We start from the raw sequence: 23,584 nt of genomic DNA, 5'->3' as shown, positions 1-23,584 counted from the left end.
AAGCCGTCGCTTCCGATCCCTTTCTGCACCTTCCCATGGGGGCAAGGTCAATCCCCGCAGCAGTCCCCGGCCTTGTCCTTTCCGGCGGTCTTTTGCCGCAGCGGCTTGCCCTCGAGATCGGCGAGGATCGGGCAGGTGGGTCGATCATTGCCGAGGCAGCGCTCGGCGAGATGGGCCAGCGTGTCACGCATCGCCTGCATCTCGGCGATCTTCTGTTCCAGCTCCTCGACATGGGCGAGCGCCAAGGCCTTCACCTCGGCACTTGCCCGCTCCTTGTCGTCCCAGAGCTTCAACAGCCGCTCGGTCTCTTCAAGCGAAAAGCCGAGATTGCGCGATCGCCGCACGAAACGCAGCCGGTTGACGCTGTCGGCATCGTAAACCCGGTAGTTCGAGGCCGTTCGCCCCGCCGGCGCGATCAGCCCGATCTCCTCATAGTAGCGGATCATCTTGGCCGAAACGCCCGAGGCATGAGAGGCTTCGCCGATATTCATCGTCATCGTCGTTTCTCCTTTCGTCGCCGCCCCCACAGGGGGAGAGGCGGAAATTGCCGGCCTCCGCCCACGCCACCCTCCCCTTGAGGGGGAGGGTCGGAGCGAAGCTCCGGGGTGGGGTGACCCAGCGGCGCACATCAACTCACCCCACCCGCGCGTTCCGCGCGACCTCCCCCTCAAGGGGAGGTCAAGAACCCCGTCACCTTCGCCGTCCGCAACCGCAATGCATTCGTCAACACAAACACGCTCGACAACCCCATGGCCGCCGCCCCCAGCATCGGCGAAAAGGTGATGCCGAAGAGCGGATAGAGCAGCCCCGCCGCCACCGGGATCAGCGCAACATTGTAGCCGAAGGCCCAGAACAGGTTCTGGCGGATATTGGCCATGACCTTGTCCGAGAGCTCGATCGCATGCAGCGCACCCATCAGGTCGCCGCCGACCAGCACGACATCGGCGCTTTCGATCGCCACGTCGGTGCCGGTGCCGATGGCAATCCCGGCATCCGCCGTGGCGAGCGCCGGCGCATCGTTGATGCCGTCGCCGACAAAGGCGACCTTCTCACCCTTCGCCTGCAGCGCCTTGATCGCGCTCACCTTTCCCTCCGGCAGCACTTCCGCCACCACAGCATCGATGCCGGCCTTCCTCGCCACGGCCTCTGCCGTGCGCCTGTTGTCGCCGGTCACCATCATCAGCTTCAGACCGCGGGCCTTCAGGGCTGCAATCGCCTGTTCACTCGTCTCCTTGATCGGATCGGCGACCGCAATCGCCGCTGCCAGCTTGCCGTCGATGGCAACGTAAAGCGGGCTTGCGCCTTCATCGGCAAGACGGGTGACGGCGGCGGTGAGATCCGATGTCTCGCCCTCTGCCATCACCCCGAGCTTCACCATGAACCGGTCAGCCCCCGCTGCAATCTTCCGCCCGTCAACGATCCCGGTCACGCCAAACCCTGCCACCGCCTCGACATTCTCCACGGCAGACAGGGCGATCCCCCGCGCCTCCGCCGCCCGCACGATGGCATCCGCCAGGGGATGCTCCGAGCGCGCCTCAAGGCTTGCGGTCAGCCGCAGCACCTCGGCCTCGTCGAACCCCTCTGATGTCACGATCTCGCTCACTTCGGGCTTTCCGGCCGTGATCGTGCCGGTCTTGTCCATCACCACCCAGTCGATGTCCGCCAGGCTCTGCAGCGCCTCCCCCTTGCGGAAGAGCACGCCGAGTTCGGCGGCGCGGCCGGTTCCGACCATGATCGAGGTCGGCGTGGCGAGCCCCATGGCACAAGGGCAGGCGATGATCAGCACGGCCACCGCCGCCACGAGCCCGTGCGTATAGGCGGGCTCCGGCCCGAAGATCAGCCATAGGAAAAAAGTCACAACTGCGATACCAATGACTGCCGGCACGAACCAGGCGGTCACCTCATCGACCAGTTTCTGGATCGGCAGTTTCGCCCCTTGCGCTTCCTGGACCATGCGGATGATGCGCGAGAGCATCATATCGGCGCCAATGCCTGTCGCCTCGAAGCGGAAGCTCCCCGAACCGTTGACCGTGCCGCCGATGACGGTGGCACCCGGCCCCTTTTCGACAGGGATCGGCTCGCCCGAGATCATCGCCTCGTCGACGGCGCTTGCCCCGTCGATCACCCGGCCATCGACCGGAATACGCTCTCCCGGACGGACCACGACGGTGTCACCGAGCTTCACCTCCGACAGCGGCACGTCGCGCGTCGCCCCGTCGCGCTCGACCCGCGCAGTCTTTGCCTGCAGGCCTGCCAGCTTGCGGATCGCAGCCCCCGTCCGGCCCTTGGCGCGCGCTTCCAGCAACCGGCCGAGCAGGATCAGCGAGACGATGACGGTCGCGGCCTCGTAATAGACATGCCGGGCATCGACAGGCAGGATTTCAGGCGCAAAGGTGGTCACGACGGAATAGAGATAGGCGGCGCCCGTGCCGATCGCGACGAGTGCGTTCATATCGGGCGCCAGACGCAAGAGCGCCGGAATGCCCTTCAGATAGAAGCGCCGCCCAGGGCCGGCGAGAACCGCCGTCGCAAGCGCAAACTGCAGGAGATACAGACTGTTGCCGGGGAAAATCTGCATCAACACATGATGCAGCGGCGGATAAATATGCGCGCCCATTTCCATGACGAAGAGCGGCAGTGTCAGGACAAACGCGATCAGGAAATCGCGCTTCAGCCCCGATATCTCCTTCTCCCGGCGCGCCTCGCGGCTGTCGTCGGCCTGGCCTGTCGAGACCGCCGGATGCGCCGCCCCGGGAACCTCACCGGGTCTGGCCTGGCCAGCGCCCCCCTGCCCTTGTTCGGCCGCGGCTCCATCCATCGAAGCACCGACGAGCCTGACCGCATAACCCGCTTTGGCCACGGCTGCGGTAAGCGCCGGCAAGGCATCGGCCCCGCCCAGCACCTTCACCACCGCCTCGCCGGTCGCCAGATTGACGCTTGCGCTCTCGACGGCGACAACGGATTTCAAGGCCTTCTCGACCCGCGACACGCAGGAGGCGCAGGTCATGTCCTCGACCTCCAGCACCAGCGTCTCGGCCTTGGCCTCATAGCCGGCCTTGTCGATCGCTTCGAGCAGAGCGCCTGCCGAGAAGCCCGTTCCCGGGGTCACAGACAACGTCTCGGTCGCAAAATTCACCGCGCTCGCCTCGACCCCCGGCACGGATGCCACGGCCTTTTCCACCCGCCGCACACAGGATGCGCAGGTCATGCCCTCGACAGGCAAAAGGATGGTTTCGTTCTTGTTCTTGGCCACATCTGGCTTGGACTGCATATTCATAGCGGTCACCTCCGCCACCATAGATGGACCTTCCCATCATGGGAGGGTCAAGGGGGTGCTGTGACGATTTCTAGCTCAAAAGGGTTCAGAGGCTATCTGGCCAAACCTGAGCACCATGCAAAACGCGCAAGATACGGATTCAATCAGAAAGAACCGAATAGGCGGCAATATCGGGCGCTCCCGCAATGAACAGCTCTCTGGTCCCGGACACCCGCCCAGTCCGTTCACTCTCCGGAAGCTGGAGAAGTTGACGGATACCCGCCTCGATTTTCGTATCAGTGCGAATTGCTGCAGCCGGATTGTCCTGCTCGATGAAGTCAAAGATCGCCATGCGGTCAGCAATTGCCAGAGCTGACCAGGTGAGCATCAACGTCCAGTATCCTTGGCAAGGGCCGCCGCTCTGCGTTGTGCAAAGATGTCCGCCAAAGCGCCATCCTCGACATCATCGCGCACATCCTCCAGCGCCTCGCGCACCTTGGCGCGGAACCAGGCATCATGAACGGCGGGATCCGAGAGGAGCTCGATCGGCGGCTGCTGCTGCCGGAGGTCTGGATGCGCGCGGAATTGTGGAGCTAAAGGGCTCGGAGGTCCTCGGGCCGCGAAGTAGCCAGCATGACGATGGTTTCCATCATCAGCATGATAAAACCTGGCCCACCGCCCGCGAGCCCCTCAATCCCGTTCCTCTCCAACTCGCATCGGCCAGTCGACCACGTAATCCTCGAGATCCTCGACATCGAGCCCCTCCTCCGAGATCGTCCGGCCGCGGGCGGAAATCCCGGCCTGATGCACCGTTTCCGCACTGCCCGAGACCAGCGGGTGCCACCAATAGAGGTCGAGGCCTTCATCGATCAGCCGATAGCCGCAGGTCGGCGGCAGCCACTGGATTTCGCGCAGGCCCTTGAGCGTCAGCTGGATGCAGTCGGGCACGGTTTCCTGGCGGTTCTCATAGTCGGAGCAGCGACAGCTGTCGCCATCGAGCAGCTTGCAGGCAACCGAGGTGAAGACCACCTCGCCGGTGTCCCAGTCCTCGAGCTTGTTGAGACAACAGAGGCCACAGCCATCGCAGAGGCTTTCCCATTCTGCGTTGCTCATTTCGGCCAGCGTCTTGGTCTTCCAGAAGGGCTGTTCGGTCATCGTCTCGTTCAACTGACTGTGGTCTTTCGGTCTTGCTGTGGCATCTGGCTGCGGTGCTGGCCGCTATCCTCGACCAGTCGGTGGCCGGGGTGCAACGCCCGCCGCCAAAAGCGCGTCCGGGGCCGCGCCGGGTTCACCATGGCCGGCGAAACCGCTTGTTCTTTTACGGCAAATCGACCATCACTCACATAATGACGACACGCCCGTAATCTCTCCGGGTCCTGATCCCAATCGGCGGGCGCGTCAAGGGAGCCGACAACAAGTTTTCGGGAAAAGCCACGGTGGCCGACAACGACAAGCCTGACGATCTTCAGCCTGCGGAGCGCCTCGGCGGCGCCGACAGCGGCGATCGGCCAGCTTCGGGCGCCAGCGCGACAAGCGCCGAAAAGCCACAGAAGCTGAAGCGCCACATCTTTCTCAAGATCGACAGCTGGCTTGACTCGACGCTGTGGAATGCCGGCTACGACCTCGCCGAGGCCTGGGAAGAAATCACCATCTTCTTCCGCCGCTTCCGTGTGCGCGGCCTCAAGAAGCTCGGCTTCGAGATCGCCGGCGAAGCCATGACACTCGGCACGGCGGGCATGGTGCTCTTGCTCGCGCTTGCCCAGCCGGCCTTCGAGGAAACCAAGAAGGACTGGCGCAACCACGACAATTTCGCCGTCACCTTCCTCGATCGCTACGGCAACACGATCGGCCATCGCGGCATCATTCATGAAAACTCCGTTCCGGTCGACGAACTGCCGGACCATCTGGTCAAGGCGGTTCTGGCGACGGAAGACCGGCGCTTCTTCGATCACTTCGGCATCGACTTCATCGGTCTTGCGCGCGCCATGACGGAGAATGCCAAGGCCGGCGAAGTGGTGCAGGGCGGCTCGACGCTGACGCAGCAGCTGGCGAAGAACCTCTTCCTCACCAATGAGCGGTCGATCGAGCGCAAGATCAAGGAAGCCTATCTCGCGCTCTGGCTCGAGGCGAACCTGTCGAAGAAGGAAATCCTGTCGCTCTATCTCGACCGCGCCTATATGGGCGGTGGCACGTTTGGCGCAGCAGCCGCCTCGCAATTCTACTTCGGCAAGAACATCACCGAAGTGACGCTTGCCGAAGCGGCGATGCTGGCCGGCCTTTTCAAGGCGCCGGCGAAATATGCCCCGCATGTCAACCTGCCGGCGGCGCGTGCCCGCGCCAACGACGTTCTCACCAACATGGTGCAGAGCGGGCTGATGACCGAGGGCCAGGTGGTCGCGGCACGCCGCAATCCGGCTTCCGTCATCGACCGCGACGAGAAGGATGCGCCCGACTTCTTCCTCGACTGGGCCTTCGAGGAGGTGCAGCGCATCGCCGCCCGCTTCAAGGATCATACGCTGGTCGTGCGCACGACAATCGATCTTGGCCTGCAGCAGGCAGCCGAAGAGGCGGTCGCCTCGTCTCTACGCGAATATGGCGAGAGCTACAACGTCAAGCAGGGCGCCCTGGTGATGGTCGAAAACGGCGGGGCGGTGCGCGCCATGGTCGGCGGACGCGACTATGGCGAGAGCCAGTTCAACCGCGCGACAAGGGCGCTGCGCCAGCCCGGTTCGTCCTTCAAGATGTACACCTATGCGCTGGCCATGGAGAACGGCTATACGCCGGAAACCGTGGTTGTCGATGCGCCGGTCGCCTGGGGCAACTGGAGCCCGCAAAACTACGGTCGCAGCTTTTCCGGCCGGGTGACCATGGAAACGGCGCTGGCGAAATCGATCAACACGATCCCGGTCCGGCTCGCCAAGGAAAAATTCGGCATCGACGCGATCATCCAGACGACCAAGGCGATGGGTGTGGAGACGCCGATCAAGAAGGACGTGACGATCCCGCTCGGCACGTCGGAAGTCACCGTCATGGATCAGGCGACCGCCTATGCCGTGCTACCGGCCGACGGTTATGCCTCGCGCCGCCACGGCATCGCGCAGATCGTCAATTATGCCGGCGAGGTGCTTTACGACTTCGAGCGCGACGCGCCCGCGCCCGAGCGCATCCTGTCGGAACAGGCCGCCCGCTCGATGAACCAGATGATGACAAAGATCCCCTATATCGGCACGGCACGGCGCGCGGCCGTCGACGGGATCCTGACCGCCGGCAAGACCGGTACGACCCAGGCTTACCGCGATGCCTGGTTCGTCGGCTATACCGGCAATTACACCGCCGCCGTCTGGTTCGGAAACGACGACTACACCTCGACCAACAACATGACGGGCGGCTCGCTGCCGGCCATGACCTTCAAGAAGCTGATGGATTATGCCCATCAGGGCATCGACATCAAGCCGATCCCCGGCGTCGACCAGCCGATGCCGGAGAGGGAAGCCAAGCCCGAAGTCGCAGATGCCGCCAATCCGGATGCTCTGCCGCCGATGGTGCGTCCGCGCTCGCTGTCATCGCAATCGACCCGCCTGATCCGGGAGCTTGCGACACGGCTGAAATCTGCCGACGCGCTTTCGGCACCGGCGGGCACGGCACAGGCTGCGATAGAGCCCGAAACGACCGGCTCGACCGGTCGTTAAGACAATCACAAGTTTACTTCATCTCAAGCACGGTGGCTGCGAATCACGACAGCGGCGCGTCGGCTTTCGGCACTCTGTGCGTCCCATCGAGGCACAGGCCTGCGCCCGCCCTTCCCTACCATCCTGAATTGAAACAGGTTGCAGTTTCCAAGGCGTTCCAGGTCGTCAAGCGTTCACCAACGGTTAACCATGTCCCTTGTGTTCATCCATGATTTCTCGTATTGGCACATCGCCTTCACCCCAAATTAAGGGGGCCAAACATACATTTCGGCTGTTTCGACGGTTCATATATTTCAATCGGTGATTGGACATCCATGATGAGATGGCTCGGACTTCCCGCTAGGCCCCGATTGACGGTGGAGCAATATGCGGCGTTTCTCGAAGATCGCGCAGCTTTGCGCAGCCGAATGCTGAAGGCTGCCGTTGTCTGTGTTCTGATCTTCTATCTCACCTGCTTTCTCTTCGATCTGTGGTTGCTCGGCGATGTCACCATGCTGTCGGCGGTTTTGCGCTTCGGCGTGATGCTACCGATCGCGATTGGCCTGCTCGTCTACATTGCCGGCAATCATCCGATCGAGAAGAAGGAGATCGCGGCGATCCTCGTCGCGCTTCTCGCCAATGTCTGCTGGTGCGCGATCCTCGTTTCCAGTTCGAGCCCGGGCGTGCTCACCTATTTCTATGCGGCCGCGACCTTCCAGATGGCAATCACGATTGCCGCTGCCTCGCCGTTCCGTCCGGCGCTGCGCGCCAGCATATTCACCTTCTGCCTCAACTATTCGGTCATCTGGTTCCTGGAGGGGGCCAGCCCCTCCTATGTCATCCAGCATCTGGCGGTCTACATGCCGACGGTGTTGATGACGCTGCTGGTCTCCTATCAGCTCGAGGTGGAGGCGCTTACCAGCCATCTGCAGATGCAGGAAAACGAAGCGCTTAAGCGGGAGTTGTCGCGGCAGAACAAGGATCTCGCCCGGCTCTCGGTCACCGACCCGCTGACCAGGCTTGCAAACCGTCGCGGCACCGAGATGGAGTTGATGCGGCTTGCGACGGACGTGCCGGACGAGGCGCGGCGCGTGGTGCTGCTGGTCGCCGATGTCGATCACTTCAAGGCCTATAACGACGCCTATGGCCACGGCGCGGGCGACGAATGTCTGAAACGGGTGGCCCGCGCCATGCGCCGGGCCCTGCCGATGGAGGCGCATCTCGCTCGCCATGGCGGCGAGGAATTCCTCGCCATCTTCTCCGACGCCGACAGGGACATGGCACCGACGCTGGCCGAGAGCCTGCGCCGCGCCGTGCGCCAGCTCGGCATCGCCCACGGCTTTACCGGCGACCGGAACACCTATGTGACGATCAGCGTCGGCGCGGTCTCAGGGACGATCCAGTCCGAGGGCGACTTCGAGCGCCTGCTCGACATGGCCGACCGCGCGCTCTACGCCGCCAAGGCCGACGGCCGCAACACCTGGCGCGTCAGCCTCGATGAGGACGAGGCGCGGGTGGTGGCGTGAGAGTGATTGCGGGGCTTTCGCCGACTGCGTCTCCCCTGTTGCCGCCGCGAGTTCTGTTGCGTCCGGCCCTCTTGGCTTCGTAAAGCAGCTTGTCGGCCCGTTCATACAAAGTGGGAAAGCCTTCATCGCCGGAGATCGAGGTGATGCCCATGCTTGCAGTCACGGCCCGGGCGAGTGCAGGAACGGCGCTGGCGACGGTCGTCGGGATCGCCTGGCGGCGAAGCTCCGCCTCTCCATCGACGTCATGCCCGCGCAGCACCAGCAGGAACTCTTCGCCACCCAGGCGATAGGCGCGGACGTCCGGCCCGGCCTTGAGTGCGGCAGCGACTGCCTTCAGCACCTCATCGCCAACACCATGCCCGTAGCCATCATTGATCGCCTTGAAATGATCGACGTCGATGACAGCCAGTGCGGTAAAGCGGTCGGTGCGAAGCTGCTCGAAATGGCGCTCGATAGCGCGTCTGTTGAGCAAACCCGTCAACGGATCGGTTTCAGACAGACGCTCGAGCAGCTCCGCCTCGTTCAGCGCACGATCTCGCTCACGTCTGATCAGTACAAACCGATCTGCCACGCCAAGCGTTGTGAGCAGCACTTCAAACATGCAGCCGAAATAGAACAGCAGCATGGCATCCTGGCTGGGCAGTCCCGGCATTACGCCCGTCACCAACCGTATCAGTCCGACCAGTATCAATGGCGCGTAGCCAATGGCCTGGAACCTTGCGGCGCGGCTTCCGCGGCGCAATGAGTCGATCATGGAGAAGAGAAAGACGGCAAGAACCGGGGTAAATGCTGCCGTGTAGACGGTCGATTGCACCGGACGGGCCACGAAGGGGAAGCTCGCGTGGAAGACACTGAGGAAAATCGCCCATGCGGCACAATAGGGAAGGATGCGCCGCAGGAGCGGATGCAGCATTCCTTGCTCGATGAAGCTGTAGGTGAACATCGCGCCTGAAGCGATCGTCAAACCGAAGATCAGCGTCGTCATCCAGCTTAGCGTCATGGGCGGGGGATCGAAGAACACGACCGACAGACCTGATGTAACGACAAGCGTCATCAGCAGCGACAATGTCAGCACCGAGTGCCAGAGAACGAAGGGTTGCCGGAGGGCTCGATAGAATGCTGCATTGAAAATGAGGGGCATGACGAGCATGCCGGAGAGCCCGGCCATCAACAGCAGAAACCGCAGATCGTCACGGCCAGCGCCTGCGTCCACAGGTGAAAGATAGGCTTGCTCCAATGTCATCTGGTGAGAGGGCAGATCAACGACCGCGACGACATGCCGGGTCATCTCCGTGACATCAGGCAGGGCTGCATTGAAGTAGCCACCAGCCATCGAGCTGCGCAAGGAGGCGGAAGGATAGGACCTCTGGCGAATTCCACCATCCTTGTCGATCGCCAGCAGATGCACGGCTTCGAGCGCGCTTCGCCTCGAGAGAAGATATCGCGGCGGAGTCCTATCGGGTTCGATATCGAAGCGAAGCAGCACACGCTCGGCAGCGATCGAGAACGCCTGGCCCGCGCCGGAGCAGGACCATCTTTGTTCATCGCGCGCCACCGCAACGGGATCATCCGAAAGCGTGGCTTCAGCCCAGCAGGACGGGCGAAGGCTGGTCGTATCGCTCGCATAGGCGGTGTCGGCACCCAGTTTTGCCAGTACCACCAGAAACAGACATGCCAATAAATTTTTAAAGAAACCGTTGGAAATCATGGACTTTTCGATAGCGGAGAAAGCTTTTGATGCCGTTAAGAGGGGCATCTGCTTCTGGCTGCGCCAAATCAGGTATTCGGAGCCAAGAGGCGGTGTTGGCGCGTGTCGGGCATGGTTGAGGACGGCCCGGAGCAGACATACGCGGCATGTGGTATCGGAAAGCCAGACGCATCAATGATATCATCGTCCGCGATGCGAAGGGCCGTTATTCCTAACTGAGTAATGCGGCAGTCGAGTAGATAGAAAGGCAGAGGATGGGAATGCAGCATTTTCCCGATGATGCGTGGGATGCCTGGACACCGGAACTGCTTTTCCAGCGCTTCCGCTACCAGAGTTCACCCTGGTATGTGGTCGGAGGCTGGGCACTGGACCTGTGGCAGGGCTACCAGTCTCGCGATCATGAGGACCTGGAGTTCTGCATACTTTCGGATGATCTCGATCTTTTTCGCGCCCAGTTACCCGAGCTAGATTTCTTCGAGGTCCATAACGGCATGTTTGCTTATCTTGCTCCTGAAATGAGGCCTCGACCAGAGACCCACCAATTGTGGGGAGCCGACACGGCCAACGCTTGCTGGCGAATAGACATGATGATCGAACATGGCACCCCGGAAATCTGGATTTACAAGCGCGACCCATCGTTGCAGTTGCCTAGATCGACTGTCGTTCGAGAAACACCATCCGGAATTCCTTATCTCGCTCCTGCTCTCGTCCTTTTGTTTAAGGCAAAACACATTCGGCCCAAAGATGCTGCAGACTTCCAGGCTGCGTTGCCGAAGCTTCACGTTCAGGAAAAAGCCGACCTACGATGTTGGCTGGAGGCGATGTATCCCGGACATCAATGGATCACACAGCTTTAAGGAAAGACAGGATGACCGCTGTTGGCGCAAAGCCGCCTTCTGCTCTGCCCCCCACGACCACCCGCCTTGATGCGCTCCCCCTCCGGCGTTAGGTCCGCAGGTCAATCATGCGAGGGGGCGAGCCAGTGTCGCGGACCGACTATCAGACTGCCGTGCATCAAATCGCCATCCTGGAGGCGCTTGCGGCCTATGATCCGCATGTCGCGGGGACGCCGCCGCTCGGGGTCGACACCCTGACCAGCGACATCGACATTCTCTGCTGTGCGCCGGATGACGAGGCCTTTGTTGCCGATGTGCTGCGGTTCTATGGCGAAATGAGCGGCTTTCGCATCTGGCAGTGGGTGTCGAAGGAGCGGCCGGTGATCGCGACGTTTCGAGCATGCGGGTGGGATTTCGAAATCTTCGCCAGCCCCCTGCCTGTCGCCGAGCAGTTCGGGTGGCGCCATTTCGAGATGGAACGGCGGCTACTGGGGCTCGGCGGTGACGGGTTCAAAAGCGCCATTCAGGCGCTGCGGCGACAGGGCTTGAAGACCGAACCGGCCTTCTGGTCGGCGCTGGCCCAAGAGGGCGATGCCTATCTCGGCCTGCTGTCTCTGGAACAGGCGACGGATGATGAGCTTCGGGCCAAGCTTGACGCGGCCGGCTTTGGGTCAAGTTGATCCGCGCTGCGGTGCCGGTGGCCTCGGACCTGAGGCGCCAACGGTGCTGGATACGGCTGACCCTGGCGTCCCCTGCCCTCATCCGGCCTTTGGTCCGCTTCTCCCCGCCTGTGGGCAGAAGGCAAGACCTCACCCCTCCTGCGCCTTGCCGATCGGATAGAGGAAGAGCCGTGTCTTGCGGGCATCGGACAGTTCCCAGATCTCGTCGGGATCGACATCCGGCACGGGAAAACTGTTGGAGACGAAGAGGCTGCCAGGCTTCATTTCGCTGGACAGCTTCTGCCAGAGGGCGGCCATGGGGGCGGGCGAGAGGAAGGCATAGACCAAGTCTTCCTGCGCGACATTCGTCTTCCAGAGATCGCCACGGCGGATCTCGCCCTTGCCCGAGATACGCGACATGAGGCGGGCTGCGAGATAGACGGCCGGCGCGTTCTCCACACCGCGCGCCCGCCTTCCCTCGCCGTCCAGCGCGCGGACCACGCCGCCAAGGCCGCAGCCGAGGTCGAGCATGCGGGTCGCGCCACGATCGCGCATCATGTCCTTCAAGACCGAGGCTGTTTCGGGGTTGGTGAGATAGAGCGGCACGCGGCCGCGGGTGGTGTTGGAAAAGACCAGCGCCAGTAGGAGGAAGGCAAGGCCGAAGGGCCAGGCCGGCAGATTGCCGAGCAGCATGACCGAGCCCATGGCGAGCGGAAAGAGGAAGGCGATCAGCAGCCACCAGCGCGGAAGGCGCAGAAGCGCACAGATCAGTGCGGCAAGCGCGCCCTGGAGCACGAGCGCGATCGCGATCAGCGGCAGGCGCTCGACCGAGGTCGACAGCGGCGCTGTCACGGTGGCCACCACCGGCAGGGCGACGACCTGGGCGAGAAGCGCGCCGAGGATCGGCGTCTTGCGGAAAAGGGCGAGCATTCGGTCTCCGGCAGGTTTCGAACCGCGCGACACTGGCAGGTGGTGGGGCGATTCTCAAGGGCGGACCCTGCCCTTGCGGGGAAGCGCTGGAGCAAAGTTCCGGGGTGGGTGGCCGCTTGAGCATGTCTGAGGCGTGCTCACCTCCACGCGCCGCTTCGCGGGCGATCTCCACCCTCATCCTGAGGTGCCCTCACAAGGCGAGGCCTCGAAGGATCGAGGCCTCCGCTTTGCCATCCGCTCTCGTCCTTCGAGGGCCGTTTCGCTCCCGCCTCAGGACGAGGGCAAGCCCACTGCCGGGCTTGGGAATGGGCAAGTAAGGCAAGGTTCGAGTCCGGGCTGCAGGTGGACCGGGTGCGGCGGGTTTGTCGCGCCGGTCTTGCGCCCTCTCTTTGCGGCTGGCATCGTCGCGTGCGACCAGCCAAGGGCGTTCGGTCGCCACAGGTCACTTAGGGAATATGCATGGATTTCATGAGGCTGTTGAAGTCGCTGGAGGAACTGCTCTACGAGCTCGTTTCCTGGCTAGTCTTCTATCCGATGACCTTCTGGCGCGCCTTCACCCAGCCGCTCAGCATGATGCGCTATGCCGATGACGAGCTGGAGGACCGGCCGGAAGACCAGTATGACGATACGATCAGCCCGCCCCTGTTTCTCCTGATCACGCTGTTGCTTTCGCAGGCTCTGTCGACGGCATTTCCTTCCGTGGCCTCGCCGACGGAGGTCACCGCACTCACCCATTCCTTCTCCAACCTGCTCATCGTGCGCGGCGTCATCTTCGGGATCTTTCCGATGGTCATGGCCGTGACGCTGATTCTGCACAAAAGGCTGATCCTGAAGCGGTCGACGCTGCGGCCGCCCTTCTTCAGTCAGTGCTATGTGGCTGCGCCCTTCGTCTTCCTGGTCGGTCTTTCGGTTGATTTTCTGGCCATACCGGGGGAGCGAGGTACCGCCTATGCGGCGGCCGTCTTCGTCGGTGCGGTCGTCTGGTATGGGCAGGCGGAAATCCGCTGGTTCCGCCGCGATCTGGGGATCGGCAGCGCCCGGGCGACGGGGCTGTTTCTGCTCGCCTTTTTCGTGGCGATCACGACCGCTCTTGCCTTGGCGGTCGGTGTGGCGCTGCAACTGCCGCGCTGGATTGCGCCGGGTTGATGATCAGTGCCAGCTGACAGGGCGTTCGTCCCGCTCGCCGTTTTCTGCGGTATTGTCGCCAATCAAAATGCGGCCGACCTCGACTTCCAACTCCGTGCGTTCCCGCGGATCGAAATCTCGATAGCCATGGATCGCCGCGTGGGACCAGAGGATGCGCCCCGACAGCAACGGCGCATCAATCGTCGAGATCACGTGACCCTGCATCGCCACATCGAAGGTGACGAAGCTCTGGCCGCGCACTTCGATCTGCGCGCAATTGGCGATTTCCATGCGCTTTTCGTGCATGACTGTTCTTTGGGCCGTCCATGAACCCTAGAAATGAAGGGTTTTTCTATATTCCTCATATGTGAAAAACCCGCGCATTTCATCCACCAATTTAGGATTTTACCCGTAAAAATTTACAGGCAATGAGCGTTCCCCACCTTATGCGCCGATGGGGACGCGACCTGGGTGTCAGCGGCTGTCGCGCCGTGCGCATGCCCTTCTTCGCACGGCGCGAGGTCGTCTCAAACCTTCACGTATTTCCGCCAGTCGTGCTCTTCCTTGAAGCCGAGCAACTCGCGGATCTTTCGGTTCGACAGCGGCGCGTCGAAGCCGTCGATCTCACCCGTGATCGGCGTGTTCGGCGCCCATTTGGCGAGGAATTCGCGGGTCGGCACGGTCGCGGTGATCGTGTCGTTGACGGCGTTGAAGACCTGGAAACCGAGGCCGTCCTTTGCCACGCAGAGGTCGACGATCTGGCCGAGATCGCGGGCATCGATATAGGCCCAGGCATTGCGCTTGCGGCATGGCGGATCGGCGAGGTAGCCGGGGAAGTTTGCATAGTCCTCAGGCGAAATGACATTGCCGATGCGCAGCGCGTAGACATCGATGCCGAACCGCATGGCAAAAGCGCGGGCGGTCTTTTCGTTGACGACCTTGGACAGGCCGTAAGAGTCCATCGGATCGACGTCATACTCCTCGGTCAGGGGGAATTCCTTGTAATCCTTGTCGCCTTCGGCGAAGCAGACGCCATAGGTGGTCTCGGAAGAGGCGATGATCACCTTCTTGATGCCGAGCTTTGCGGCAGACTCGATGACGTTGTAGGTCGAGACGGTGTTTTCCGCGAAGGTCTTGTTGTCAGGATGCATCAAGATGCGGGGAACCGCTGCGAAATGCACGACAGCATCGGCCGGCTTCGGGCCGCCCGCTTCTTCATAGCCCTCATAGCCGAAATGGCAGGAGAGCGCGTTGAAGACCTCACCGGCATCGGTGACGTCCGTCAGGAGCGTGTGCACGCCCGGCACGTCGAGCACGGCGCGGTCGACATTCAGCACCTTGTGGCCCTTGTCCAAGAGATAGGGCACGACATGGCGCCCCGCCTTGCCGCTGCCGCCGGTGAATACGATCCGCTTGCCCATGGTGATCCTCCTCGTGGATTGGGTTGTCTGACGACCAGATAGCGCGGCGGAGGCAAAAGCGTAAGGGGCCAAAGTGCGTCTTTGAACCCCAAGGGAACCGGAGCCGCCTCCCTCGTGTTTCACCGGACCAATCGGCAAACCAGGAGAGATGCCTTGAAACTCGAGGATTTTGCAGACAGAGAGCCCAGGTTCATTCTGGAGGAGTTTTTCTCGGGCACGCTGCGCGGCTATGGGATGACCATCGGTCGCCTCGGCGGCTTCCAGAACCGGTTCACGATCGACGCCCGCGGGCGCTTCGATACGAGCGCCAATGTGCTGTCGCTGACGGAAGACTATTTCTTCGACGACGGTCATTCCGACACGCTCAACTGGACGATCCTGAAGCGTGGCGAAAACCGCTATGAGGGCCGCGAAACGCTGATCGACGGCACGGCTGAGGGCGAACAGGCCGGCTGCGCCTTCCGCTGGCAATATGCCCGCGACGTGCCGGATGCCGATGGTTCGAAGACGCGGTTCGGTTTCGACGACTGGTTCATCCTGCATGACGAACGCCACATGAGCGTGCATGCCTCGCTCACCAAGCTCGGCGTGGAGGTGGCGACGCTGGAGGCATTTTACGAGAAGGTGGGGTAGTCGCCCGAAAGTCGGAGGCAGGCTTGACGCTCTGCCAGTCCCATACTCTTGTCATGCGGTCAGGCTCTGCTAGTCTCGGATCTGGCCGATGCAGCCTGCCGCTCCGCGGCGCTTATTCCAGAGCGCGATGGTGAACGCATCACGAAACGACGTCCTTATCCTTGCCCTTTCAAATGGTGGCGACGGATCAGCAGATGCGGACACTGATCGGACCGTTTGCCACTGCGGAGGGACGACGATGCGCGACGTGCGTGACGCCAAACTGATGGCCAGATCGCTAAAGGCGGAGCTGGCCAAGAGCAATCTCGAGATCAGCCATTCCCAGGCCCTGGAACTCGTCGCAAGACAGCTGGGCTTCGAACAATGGAACATCCTAGCGGCCCGGATTGAGGCTGGAGAGACGCCGCCGGCCAAGATCTCTTTCGAGCCGCCTATCCCGATTTTCCGCATTTTCGATGTCGACAAGGCGATGGAATTCTACCGCGACTATCTCGGCTTCACCGTCGACTTCGAACATCGCTTCGGCGAGAATTTTCCGCTCTACTGCCAGGTGTCGCGTGGCGCTTGCGTGCTGCACCTGTCGGAGCACGCGGGTGATGCCTCGCCCGGCGCCAAGGCCTTCACCTGGATGCGGGGCGTGAAGAGCTTCCATGCGGATCTGACGGTCAAGGACTATCGCTACCTCAAACCGGGGCTGGAGGACGCGCCATGGGGGCTTCAGATGACGGTGACGGATCCGTTCAGCAACCGCATTGCCTTTTGCGAGCGGGTGTGAGGGCAGAGCGCGCGCCTCTACCTTGACCGCGTCGCCGCCCCTTCCCATCTCCGCTCTAACCACAGATGGAGGATCACAATGGGTTTGTTCGACGGATTGCTGGGCCATGGATCGAGCGTCGATCCTTCCGATCTCGCCAAACGGCTGGATGGCGTGTTGATCGACGGCGAGCGGGTTTCGCTCGCTTTCCGTGTCATCCGCGACGTCTTTGTCTTCACTGACAAGCGGCTGATCCTGATCGACGTGCAGGGCATTACCGGCTCGAAGGTCGACTACATGTCCGTCCCCTACCGCGCCATCACCCGCTTTTCCGTCGAAACCGCGGGCACCTTCGACCTAGACAGCGAGCTGAAGATCTGGGTGTCGGGCAGCCATGAACCGGTGACCAAGACCTTGAAGAAGGGCACGGATGTCAGAGGCATCCAGCGAGCGCTGGCGGCGGGGGTGTTGCGGTAGGCGAACGGGAGCTCGGACCTTTATTCACCAAGCTGTCTACCAGCGCCCGTATCTTGTCTTCCTTCCAAGCAGAGACAGGTGCCGCCCCTCTCTAGCTCAGGCGGCGGATGAGCGGCCGATAATGCTGAAGGACAGCAGACTCATATCTGCAGTTGCACTTCCTCACGACACATCTACACTGCTCATTGGCGGAATTGCTCATTGCCGGCTTGAGATCTATTGCACCAGGTGCTAGCTGATGACATCATATCGGGTGTTCAAGACGGCATGGTTTGCTAGAGCGGCACGGAAAGCCCGGATCGATGATTTGGCTCTATGCTAAGCTGTTGTTCAGACCGTTCGCGGGCAAGCCGATGATCTGAGCGGCGGCGTATTCAAGAAGCGGTTGGACGACAACAGGCACCGCGCAATTCTTCTGACCAAGGCGGGCGAATTCTGGGTGTTCGCCTACCTGTTTGCGAAGCAGGACAGGGCGAACATCGATGACGACGAGCTCAAGGCTTTTCGTTCACTGGCCATGCTTTACCGCCGCAAGACGACGGACGATATAGCAGCGGAATTGGAGAGCGGTGCAATAACGGAGATCTGCAATGACAGCTAAAGCGGACTATAAGTCTGACGCATTCGAGGCGATTCACAGCGCCGTTGCAGGCATGCTGGAAGCAGGCACCATTGACAAGCAGACGATGCGCCGATTTGACGAGACCTGCCTAGTTGTTCCGGACGCCATGTCGCCGGATGCCATCAAGGCGCTGCGCGAGCGCAACCATGTAAGCCAACCGGTTTTTGCCCGTTATCTCAACATCAGCCCCTCTACCGTGCAGAAATGGGAAAATGGCTCGAAACGCCCCAGTGGCCCGGCCCTGAAGCTTCTCGCAATCGTAGAGAAGCACGGGATTGGAGTTCTGGTGTGACAGTAAGCGTTCCGAACTGAGGGGACGAAAGACACTCGGTGCGACGTGCAGCAACGGCTGTGTCAAGTTCCGCCCCCTCCCGCCCCAAACTTCCCTCACTCCCGAATCAGTGATACCCCTCGGGCACTGCCGCCCGGCGCGAATGCGCCTGCATTGCCGAAGGTCTCGACCCGCCCGTGTTTCGTGTTCCCCTCATCGTCGCCACTGCGCTCGTCATCGCCTTCGGAGGCGGGATCCTGTCGGCGTTGTCGATGTTGAATGCGTCGGTCGGGTTCGGGGCCATCGAGGTGGCCGGATGGCGGGCGTTTCCGGCGGCGCAGACGGCGTCTGCCGATCCTTATGCCAAGGCGCACCGGGCCAAGGGCGGGCGGCTGCTTTACGGGTCTGCCGAAGGGCTGCAGTTCACCGCCTCTCGCGACAAGGACGGGTTGACGCTGACGGGGACCTGCTCCTACCGGATGAGCGGGCGCACACCCACGGCGAGGCTGTGGACGCTTTATGCCGCCGATGCCGACGGCAATCCCCTGGATGCAGGTCCCGAACTTCCGGCGGCGAAGAATTCCCAGACTGTTCTCAGGCGCCGTGACGGGACATTCGACATCACGATCTCGCGCACGGCAAAATCCGGAAACTGGCTCGCAATCCCCGATGCCGGCTCATTCCAGCTGGTGCTGACACTGCTAGACACCCCGGCGGCCGCCTCGACGGGCCTGTCCGGTCTTGCCATGCCGGTCATCGAGCAGATCGGATGTGGCCAATGAGCAAGCTTCTCTATGCCATCCTGACCGGTTTCTTCGGTGCGGTGCTCCTGCACATCATCATCATACTCGGCGTGCCGCATTTCACCGGACGCGACGCCTATACAAGGGTGACAGCCGAAGGCTCACCCTTTGTCTTCCACCCGCTGTCAGCTGCGCCCGATGCGGTGGGCCTGTCGAACCTCGATCCTTATCTTCGGGTCGCGGTCTGCCATTTCGACATTGCCCGCCAGCCGCTATCCCTCATTGCCCTTGGCGGCGGCGTCGATTTCTGGTCGGTCGCGATCTACGACCGGGACGCCAACGAAGTCTTCTCGATGAACGACCGCACCTCCGTTGCCGGCGATCTCGACGTGCTGGTCGCGACCCCGGTGCAGGTGGCGCAGCTCCGCAAGACGCCGATCGCGGCGCTCGCCGAAACCATCCTGGTCGAGCATCCGGGCATGGAAGGCTATGTGGTTCTGCGGGTACTGGCGCCGCAGGCAAGCTATGAGGCGGATGCCACGGCGTTTCTCGCCGATGCGGAATGCATGCCGTTTACCGGGCGCTGAACAAGTCTTAGCCGATCGGCCCGTCGCTGAGCACGCTGCCCAAACGGATGACCATCTTGCGATCGAAATGATGGGGACGGGCAAACATCCAGTCGAGCGCCTGTGATGTCGACCAGGGACGCTTGTAGGGACGCACGGATGTCAGGGCCTCGAAGACATCGCAGACCGCGCTCAGTTGAACGGGCAGGCTCAAGTCCTTCTGCTTCAGACCGAGCGGATAGCCGGAACCATCGAGAACCTCATGATGCAGGCGGCAGACGTCGAGAACAACTTGTGGGATCTCCGGATAGGACTTCAGAAGCTGGTAACCCGCCTCCGGGTGGCTGCGGATGACCACGCGCTCGCGGTCCGTCAGATTGCCGGGCTTGTTGAGGATTTCGTTCGGGATCAGCAGCTTGCCGATATCGTGCATTATGCCGGCGACACCGAGGATGCGCACCGTTTCATCGTCCATCTGCAATGAGCGTCCGAGAAGCGTCATCAAACCGCTGACGGCGAGCGAGTGGACATAGGTGGTCTCGTCCTTGCTCTTGAGGCGGGTCACCTCCAGAGCGATCGCGGTGCTGTCGGACCAGAGTTCGCCATTGTCATCTGCGGCGCGTGACAGCTCGGACATGTCGAGGGAGCGGCCGGACACGATATCGCGGAGGCTGGAGCGCAGCGCACTTGCCGATTGGCTGACCGTCCCGCGCACGGCTTCCCTGCGGGCGCGATCGCCTGTTGCGGATTTGGCCGTTGCAGGGGCGACAGCGGGTTTGCGTCCGTCCAGATCAACACCAAGGCTGAGATTGATCGATACGTTGGTCGCGGAGGAGGCGAGGATCGCCGTGATGTCCTTGTCCGTTTTCAGGACGAAGCGGCGTCTTGGGAATTCCTGGCTGGGGCACGCGACGCTTTCAATGAACATTCCCTTGCGAATGCGATCCTTGGCAATCTTCATCAGCATGGGCCGTCGACCTGGCTCCGCAATAGGCGCCCGTACCGAGGGGCAGCGGTTGATCGCGGCGTCCTGCCACGACTTCTTATTTTATCTTATCCTACTTAAACGATTTACAACCGGTGAATCGCTGGAATCGGATTGACGACTTGGCCTGGATCGCGGAACAGCGAACAGCCGTAGAAGGCCGGACGATGACCGGCAACGGAGAATGATAAGAGGATCTTGCTCAGCAAGGCCGGCGGTCGGGTCCAAAAAAAGGTCCCTTTGGTGACGGTAGAGCCGGCAAGGTCGGCAATTCCACCCGCGGCCAGATGGCGTTGGGATCCAGCCGCTCGTAGCGGATGCCGGTGAAGAAGAGGATCTCCGCCTTATGCTCACGCGTGCCTGCCGAGCGGCGCGAGGGGTTCAGCCGGTCCGAAATCCTGATGATATCCGCCATGCTCGTCTCCTTTCGAGAAGAAAGATCGAGAGGGTCGAGAGGGTCATCTCGCCCTGCCCTCCATTTACGAGGGCCGGCACAATCCGGTTCATGCTGCGGAAAGTCTCACACAAACCAGGGTCATCTGCGCCTTTCTCCGACGCGTTCCCCCTGTCGCGGTTCACCCCACGAAACGGGGTACGCATATGCCTAATATCAGAAACATGCGGCGAATCTTCTGACTTGACCATCCGCCTGTCCACAAGAAGCCATAGGTTAGTTAACAGCTTGCTAACAAATTCGTTCTAATCTCGCACACATCTGTATTGCGTTGGAGTGGGTAGTCGTGAGCGAACAGTTCAGGGAGCTTGAAAGGCCAGCCGGCGCGCGGAACAAGGATGTCGTTCTGATGGCCACGGTCACGAGTTTCCAGGCGCTCTCCTTTCCCGGCAAGTCGGAACTCCGACAATTTGCCGAGCTGTTTCAGCCACTGTTTGCCGGATCCTCTGCCGAAGCGCGTCGGGAAGCTGTCGCGGCCCTGTCGCAGAGCCCGAACCTGCCGCTCTCCGTAGCCGCCTTCATCGCCTCTCAGCCGATTTCGGTTGCCGCCCCCTTTCTCGCCTCCTCTCCGGCACTCTCCGACGACATGCTGATCATGATCGCGCGCACGCAAGGCGCCGACCATGCCCGCGCCATCGTCAAGCGTGAGCGGCTGTCGCCGACGGTCATCGACGCGCTGGTGTCGCTGCGCCATGCCCTGCCGCCGCGACCGGAAAAGGTGAAGGCAGATGAGCAGACACCGGAAATGCAGCCTCTGCAGGCGGCCAAGATGCCGGCTTCGAGCTTCGACACCGTGATGGCAGATCTCGAGATGCGCGACCTGCCGGGCGCCGCATCAGACGCTGTGGCCGAGCCTGCAGCAGAGAGCCGCGAAGAGGCGCTGCGCCAGACGATCAAGCGTATGGCCGCTCAGCAGCGGCCGCCCCGCAGCGATCGGCTCGGCCGACGCCAGGCGACGCTGGTGCAGACCGCCCTGCTCGTCCGCTTTGCCCGCACCCACGACGGTGGCTTCTTTGCCACGACGCTCGCCGACATGCTGACCTCGAGCCGCTGGCTTGCCGAGCGCGTCCTGCTCGACATTTCCGGGCGTCAGCTCGCAACGACGCTTGCCGGCGTTGCCATGGAGGATCGCGAGGCGATCTTCATCCTGGAGCACATCTACCCGCATCTCGCGCGTCGCGAGAATGGGGCAAGCCGGGCGGAGAGCCTCCTGTTCGGCATTGACCCGGACCAGGCCGAAGCCCGGATCGACAGCTGGATCCGTGCCGACCGCTATACCTTTGCCGGCGACGAGATGCAGGCCGAGGTGCGTGACGGCGTTGAGCACCCGGCGGCACCAAGCGGCATCCCGCTTGCCGCTGCCAACCAGGCCGCCCCCAAGCGTCAGCCCGTGGGCGACGAGCATGGGCGGCAGGTGCTCAGGGCGCGCAAGCGGTAGACCCAGGATATAGGCGGTAGGCAGCAGGCAGTAGGCAATAGTCGTGCCTGTTTGTGGGTTTTCGCAGCCGCCATCGGCGGTCACCCCACCCCGGCGCTTTGCGCCGACCCTCCCCTCAAGGGGAGGGTGGAATGTCGCCTTGTTGGCCGCTCAATCCTTCGTATCCGCCAGTGTCAGGTATGTACCGAGATCCTCCACCTCGATCTCGACCAGCCAGAGGTCACTGTCGAACTTCTGTTCACGCGCGATCAGAGCCTCCACGGTCTCGGGTTCGGCACGAACGAGGCGGGGCTCGAATACGCGGTCGTCGCGTGTCTCGTCATCGATCATGGCCTGAGGGGCTGGGCCATACAGTGTCTCCAGACCATCGCGGAAGCGCTGGCGCACGAAGACCGCTCCCGAGGCCTCCGAGCCCTTGGCGACAACAGCGGCATAACCGCCGTCGGAGAAGACGCGACGGGTGAGTGCGGAGACGAAGATGTCGGAGCGAATGCGCATGGGCAAGGGTTTAGGGGATTGCGCGGGCGGCGTCGAGGGTTGGAAGGGGCTCAGGATTCGTTGACCGGCCTTATCAATTGCGCAAAGCGAGCGGCTGCCCCTTTGGCCTCTTTCAGGACCGCATCGAAATCGTCTGGCGGATGCCCATTGTCGAGCATGCCCTTGAAGACCGAATAGGCATCGGATCGACTGCCGTAGGCGCGAAGTGTATCTTCATCGTTGACCCAGACGAAAACGATGATCTTTCGGCTGCTGTCGAAGCGAAAGAACAGCCTGTATTGCTGGAAGAACTTTGCCCGGAACCAGTGTTTGCGGTGACTGCCCAGCGTGTCACCCTGACGGAATTGCGGGGCGCCCGGATCGGCCGGGATATCGGTCGTCACGAGCTTGAGGATGGCGGCCAGCCGTTTCGAGGCATTCTTCCGACGCCAAGTCTCCGGGTCACGGCGCTTGCGCACTTCGACTTCGTCCGTGAGGGTCATCAACTGATCGAGAAAGAGCGGGTGAGCATAGATGGCCCAGCCGTTGGCGGCGAAGGGCGCGCGGACTTCACTCATCTTCGGGCGACAGAGGCGCGTCGAGATCGACGGCGATATCTCCGACCAGCGCTCCGATCCGCTGCACCAGCGCTCCCTCCATCGGCTTCAGCCGTTCGGGATGATCCATCACGTCTCGTTCCAGAAGATCCAGGAATGAGCCGAGGGCCGGATCGCGCTCCTCAGCCATGGCTTCGATATACACCCGACCGCTCGCATCGGTACGATAACGGATCTGGTCGCCCTTACGAAGCTGCAACTGCTTGCGCACTCCCGTCGGCACCGTCGTCTGGTACCGGTCGGTGAGCTTCGAAATCTCGTCGGGTCGCATAGTCATCGCCGGCCTCGCAGGAAACAAGGCTCAAAGTAATGCATCTGCATTGCCTGCGCAAGACAATGAAAAGGCGATCCGACTGAGAAGACCGATACGCTGCATCTACTTGGGTTTCCCTGGCCCAGGCACACGCCGATCTTGATC

Annotated in this window: 25 protein-coding genes and 1 pseudogene; 13 read left to right on the top strand and 13 right to left on the bottom strand. The window is 62.0% G+C overall.

Features of this window, described 5'->3' with window-relative positions; genetic code table 11:
• Positions 1-47 precede the first annotated feature (47 nt).
• From cueR to GH983_RS04990, 4 genes are all read right to left on the bottom strand, one after another.
• Positions 48-491 (bottom strand): Cu(I)-responsive transcriptional regulator, encoded by a 444-nt coding sequence (cueR, locus tag GH983_RS05005; RefSeq protein WP_069043870.1) that lies wholly within the window; start codon positions 489-491, stop codon positions 48-50.
• Positions 492-667: 176 nt separating this feature from the next.
• Positions 668-3,277: a heavy metal translocating P-type ATPase gene (locus GH983_RS05000; protein WP_153761801.1), complete on the bottom strand. Its 2,610-nt coding sequence runs from the start codon at positions 3,275-3,277 to the stop codon at positions 668-670.
• A 139-nt stretch (positions 3,278-3,416) separates the two neighbouring features.
• Positions 3,417-3,644: a type II toxin-antitoxin system RelE/ParE family toxin gene (locus GH983_RS04995; RefSeq protein ID WP_371418472.1), complete on the bottom strand. Its 228-nt coding sequence runs from the start codon at positions 3,642-3,644 to the stop codon at positions 3,417-3,419.
• A 302-nt stretch (positions 3,645-3,946) separates the two neighbouring features.
• Entirely contained in the window at positions 3,947-4,411 is a 465-nt protein-coding gene (locus GH983_RS04990; protein WP_054149816.1) for a YcgN family cysteine cluster protein, read from the bottom strand.
• 398 nt (positions 4,412-4,809) lie between these two features.
• Between GH983_RS04990 and GH983_RS04985 the strand changes: the two genes are divergently transcribed.
• Positions 4,810-6,945 carry a transglycosylase domain-containing protein gene (locus tag GH983_RS04985; RefSeq protein WP_236759360.1) on the top strand — a complete coding sequence of 712 codons (2,136 nt, stop codon included), beginning with the start codon at positions 4,810-4,812 and terminating at the stop codon, positions 6,943-6,945.
• A 314-nt stretch (positions 6,946-7,259) separates the two neighbouring features.
• A complete protein-coding gene (locus tag GH983_RS04980; RefSeq protein WP_246727506.1) occupies positions 7,260-8,450 on the top strand; it encodes a GGDEF domain-containing protein in 1,191 nt (396 codons plus the stop codon).
• Here the strand turns inward: GH983_RS04980 and GH983_RS04975 are convergent.
• Positions 8,413-10,128, bottom strand: a complete 1,716-nt coding sequence (locus GH983_RS04975) for a diguanylate cyclase (protein ID WP_246727505.1) — start codon at positions 10,126-10,128, stop codon at positions 8,413-8,415. The two genes, GH983_RS04980 and GH983_RS04975, sit on opposite strands and share 38 nt — an antisense overlap.
• Positions 10,129-10,418: 290 nt before the next feature.
• On the opposite strand from GH983_RS04975, the gene GH983_RS04970 reads away from it, so the two are divergent.
• Together GH983_RS04970 and GH983_RS04965 are read left to right on the top strand one after the other, a co-directional pair.
• Positions 10,419-11,015 carry a nucleotidyltransferase domain-containing protein gene (locus tag GH983_RS04970; RefSeq protein WP_153761798.1) on the top strand — a complete coding sequence of 199 codons (597 nt, stop codon included), beginning with the start codon at positions 10,419-10,421 and terminating at the stop codon, positions 11,013-11,015.
• 125 nt (positions 11,016-11,140) lie between these two features.
• The gene (locus tag GH983_RS04965) at positions 11,141-11,674 is read left to right on the top strand and encodes a DUF4269 domain-containing protein (RefSeq protein WP_153761797.1); all 534 of its coding nucleotides are present in this window, start codon (positions 11,141-11,143) and stop codon (positions 11,672-11,674) included.
• Between the two features lie 129 nt (positions 11,675-11,803).
• Here GH983_RS04965 and GH983_RS04960 read toward each other — a convergent pair whose 3' ends face one another.
• Entirely contained in the window at positions 11,804-12,583 is a 780-nt protein-coding gene (locus tag GH983_RS04960) for a class I SAM-dependent methyltransferase (protein ID WP_153761796.1), read from the bottom strand.
• Between the two features lie 459 nt (positions 12,584-13,042).
• Here GH983_RS04960 and GH983_RS04955 point away from each other — a divergent pair, with 459 nt between their 5' ends.
• Positions 13,043-13,729 (top strand): hypothetical protein, encoded by a 687-nt coding sequence (locus tag GH983_RS04955; RefSeq protein ID WP_054149822.1) that lies wholly within the window; start codon positions 13,043-13,045, stop codon positions 13,727-13,729.
• 3 nt (positions 13,730-13,732) lie between these two features.
• On the opposite strand, the gene GH983_RS04950 is transcribed toward GH983_RS04955, so the two are convergent.
• The gene (locus tag GH983_RS04950) at positions 13,733-13,999 is read right to left on the bottom strand and encodes a hypothetical protein (protein WP_153761795.1); all 267 of its coding nucleotides are present in this window, start codon (positions 13,997-13,999) and stop codon (positions 13,733-13,735) included.
• 236 nt (positions 14,000-14,235) lie between these two features.
• Positions 14,236-15,129, bottom strand: a complete 894-nt coding sequence (locus GH983_RS04945; RefSeq protein ID WP_153761794.1) for an NAD(P)-dependent oxidoreductase — start codon at positions 15,127-15,129, stop codon at positions 14,236-14,238.
• Between the two features lie 153 nt (positions 15,130-15,282).
• Here GH983_RS04945 and GH983_RS04940 point away from each other — a divergent pair, with 153 nt between their 5' ends.
• From GH983_RS04940 to GH983_RS04910, 7 genes and pseudogenes are all read left to right on the top strand, one after another.
• Positions 15,283-15,762: a DUF3833 family protein gene (locus GH983_RS04940; protein WP_054149825.1), complete on the top strand. Its 480-nt coding sequence runs from the start codon at positions 15,283-15,285 to the stop codon at positions 15,760-15,762.
• A gap of 238 nt (positions 15,763-16,000) precedes the next feature.
• Positions 16,001-16,537: a glyoxalase superfamily protein gene (locus tag GH983_RS04935; protein WP_153761793.1), complete on the top strand. Its 537-nt coding sequence runs from the start codon at positions 16,001-16,003 to the stop codon at positions 16,535-16,537.
• Positions 16,538-16,615: 78 nt separating this feature from the next.
• Complete coding sequence (locus GH983_RS04930; protein ID WP_054149827.1) at positions 16,616-16,993, top strand: PH domain-containing protein; 378 nt, start codon at positions 16,616-16,618, stop codon at positions 16,991-16,993.
• Positions 16,994-17,231: 238 nt separating this feature from the next.
• Positions 17,232-17,594, top strand: a pseudogene (locus tag GH983_RS04925) (type II toxin-antitoxin system RelE/ParE family toxin).
• Positions 17,584-17,907, top strand: a complete 324-nt coding sequence (locus GH983_RS04920) for a DNA-binding transcriptional regulator (RefSeq protein WP_054149829.1) — start codon at positions 17,584-17,586, stop codon at positions 17,905-17,907. The pseudogene GH983_RS04925 and the gene GH983_RS04920 overlap by 11 nt, the downstream one beginning before the upstream one ends.
• 176 nt (positions 17,908-18,083) lie before the next feature.
• Positions 18,084-18,668, top strand: a complete 585-nt coding sequence (locus tag GH983_RS04915; protein WP_054149830.1) for a DUF1214 domain-containing protein — start codon at positions 18,084-18,086, stop codon at positions 18,666-18,668.
• Positions 18,665-19,216 (top strand): DUF1254 domain-containing protein, encoded by a 552-nt coding sequence (locus GH983_RS04910; protein WP_153761792.1) that lies wholly within the window; start codon positions 18,665-18,667, stop codon positions 19,214-19,216. Before GH983_RS04915 ends, GH983_RS04910 begins: the two co-directional genes overlap by 4 nt.
• Before the next feature lie 7 nt (positions 19,217-19,223).
• Here GH983_RS04910 and GH983_RS04905 read toward each other — a convergent pair whose 3' ends face one another.
• Both GH983_RS04905 and GH983_RS04900 read right to left on the bottom strand, forming a co-directional pair.
• Entirely contained in the window at positions 19,224-20,162 is a 939-nt protein-coding gene (locus GH983_RS04905) for an HD-GYP domain-containing protein (protein ID WP_153761791.1), read from the bottom strand.
• A 220-nt stretch (positions 20,163-20,382) separates the two neighbouring features.
• Complete coding sequence (locus GH983_RS04900; protein WP_054149833.1) at positions 20,383-20,595, bottom strand: hypothetical protein; 213 nt, start codon at positions 20,593-20,595, stop codon at positions 20,383-20,385.
• A 325-nt stretch (positions 20,596-20,920) separates the two neighbouring features.
• Here GH983_RS04900 and GH983_RS04895 point away from each other — a divergent pair, with 325 nt between their 5' ends.
• The gene (locus GH983_RS04895; protein ID WP_246727503.1) at positions 20,921-22,072 is read left to right on the top strand and encodes a DUF2336 domain-containing protein; all 1,152 of its coding nucleotides are present in this window, start codon (positions 20,921-20,923) and stop codon (positions 22,070-22,072) included.
• Positions 22,073-22,222: 150 nt separating this feature from the next.
• On the opposite strand, the gene GH983_RS04890 is transcribed toward GH983_RS04895, so the two are convergent.
• The 3 genes from GH983_RS04890 to GH983_RS04880 are packed head-to-tail and all read right to left on the bottom strand — an operon-like array spanning position 22,223 to position 23,443.
• The gene (locus tag GH983_RS04890) at positions 22,223-22,570 is read right to left on the bottom strand and encodes a DUF1491 family protein (protein WP_054149834.1); all 348 of its coding nucleotides are present in this window, start codon (positions 22,568-22,570) and stop codon (positions 22,223-22,225) included.
• Positions 22,571-22,620: 50 nt separating this feature from the next.
• Positions 22,621-23,127: a type II toxin-antitoxin system YhaV family toxin gene (locus tag GH983_RS04885; protein WP_153761790.1), complete on the bottom strand. Its 507-nt coding sequence runs from the start codon at positions 23,125-23,127 to the stop codon at positions 22,621-22,623.
• Positions 23,120-23,443 (bottom strand): type II toxin-antitoxin system PrlF family antitoxin, encoded by a 324-nt coding sequence (locus GH983_RS04880; protein ID WP_054149836.1) that lies wholly within the window; start codon positions 23,441-23,443, stop codon positions 23,120-23,122. Before GH983_RS04880 ends, GH983_RS04885 begins: the two co-directional genes overlap by 8 nt.
• Between the last annotated feature and the right edge of the window lie 141 nt (positions 23,444-23,584).

The sequence above is a fragment of the Agrobacterium sp. MA01 genome, assembly GCF_009650195.1.
Taxonomy (GTDB): Bacteria; Pseudomonadota; Alphaproteobacteria; order Rhizobiales; family Rhizobiaceae; genus Allorhizobium.
This window is presented reverse-complemented; position numbering and strand designations above follow the sequence as displayed.

Excerpts from the sequence above, each read along its gene's own strand:
- GH983_RS04890 (WP_054149834.1), bottom strand. The coding sequence starts at position 22,570 with ATGCGCATTCGCTCCGACATCTTCGTCTCCGCACTCACCCGTCGCGTC.
- GH983_RS04960 (WP_153761796.1), bottom strand. The coding sequence starts at position 12,583 with ATGCTCGCCCTTTTCCGCAAGACGCCGATCCTCGGCGCGCTTCTCGCC.
- GH983_RS04950 (WP_153761795.1), bottom strand. The coding sequence starts at position 13,999 with ATGGAAATCGCCAATTGCGCGCAGATCGAAGTGCGCGGCCAGAGCTTC.
- GH983_RS04885 (WP_153761790.1), bottom strand. The coding sequence starts at position 23,127 with ATGAGTGAAGTCCGCGCGCCCTTCGCCGCCAACGGCTGGGCCATCTAT.
- GH983_RS04935 (WP_153761793.1), top strand. The coding sequence starts at position 16,001 with ATGCGCGACGTGCGTGACGCCAAACTGATGGCCAGATCGCTAAAGGCG.
- GH983_RS04905 (WP_153761791.1), bottom strand. The coding sequence starts at position 20,162 with ATGCTGATGAAGATTGCCAAGGATCGCATTCGCAAGGGAATGTTCATT.
- cueR (WP_069043870.1), bottom strand. The coding sequence starts at position 491 with ATGAATATCGGCGAAGCCTCTCATGCCTCGGGCGTTTCGGCCAAGATG.
- GH983_RS04900 (WP_054149833.1), bottom strand. The coding sequence starts at position 20,595 with ATGGCGGATATCATCAGGATTTCGGACCGGCTGAACCCCTCGCGCCGC.
- GH983_RS04910 (WP_153761792.1), top strand. The coding sequence starts at position 18,665 with ATGAGCAAGCTTCTCTATGCCATCCTGACCGGTTTCTTCGGTGCGGTG.
- GH983_RS04990 (WP_054149816.1), bottom strand. The coding sequence starts at position 4,411 with ATGACCGAACAGCCCTTCTGGAAGACCAAGACGCTGGCCGAAATGAGC.
- GH983_RS04955 (WP_054149822.1), top strand. The coding sequence starts at position 13,043 with ATGGATTTCATGAGGCTGTTGAAGTCGCTGGAGGAACTGCTCTACGAG.
- GH983_RS04920 (WP_054149829.1), top strand. The coding sequence starts at position 17,584 with ATGACAGCTAAAGCGGACTATAAGTCTGACGCATTCGAGGCGATTCAC.
- GH983_RS04945 (WP_153761794.1), bottom strand. The coding sequence starts at position 15,129 with ATGGGCAAGCGGATCGTATTCACCGGCGGCAGCGGCAAGGCGGGGCGC.
- GH983_RS04970 (WP_153761798.1), top strand. The coding sequence starts at position 10,419 with ATGCAGCATTTTCCCGATGATGCGTGGGATGCCTGGACACCGGAACTG.
- GH983_RS04880 (WP_054149836.1), bottom strand. The coding sequence starts at position 23,443 with ATGACTATGCGACCCGACGAGATTTCGAAGCTCACCGACCGGTACCAG.
- GH983_RS05000 (WP_153761801.1), bottom strand. The coding sequence starts at position 3,277 with ATGAATATGCAGTCCAAGCCAGATGTGGCCAAGAACAAGAACGAAACC.
- GH983_RS04980 (WP_246727506.1), top strand. The coding sequence starts at position 7,260 with ATGATGAGATGGCTCGGACTTCCCGCTAGGCCCCGATTGACGGTGGAG.
- GH983_RS04995 (WP_371418472.1), bottom strand. The coding sequence starts at position 3,644 with ATGCTCACCTGGTCAGCTCTGGCAATTGCTGACCGCATGGCGATCTTT.
- GH983_RS04930 (WP_054149827.1), top strand. The coding sequence starts at position 16,616 with ATGGGTTTGTTCGACGGATTGCTGGGCCATGGATCGAGCGTCGATCCT.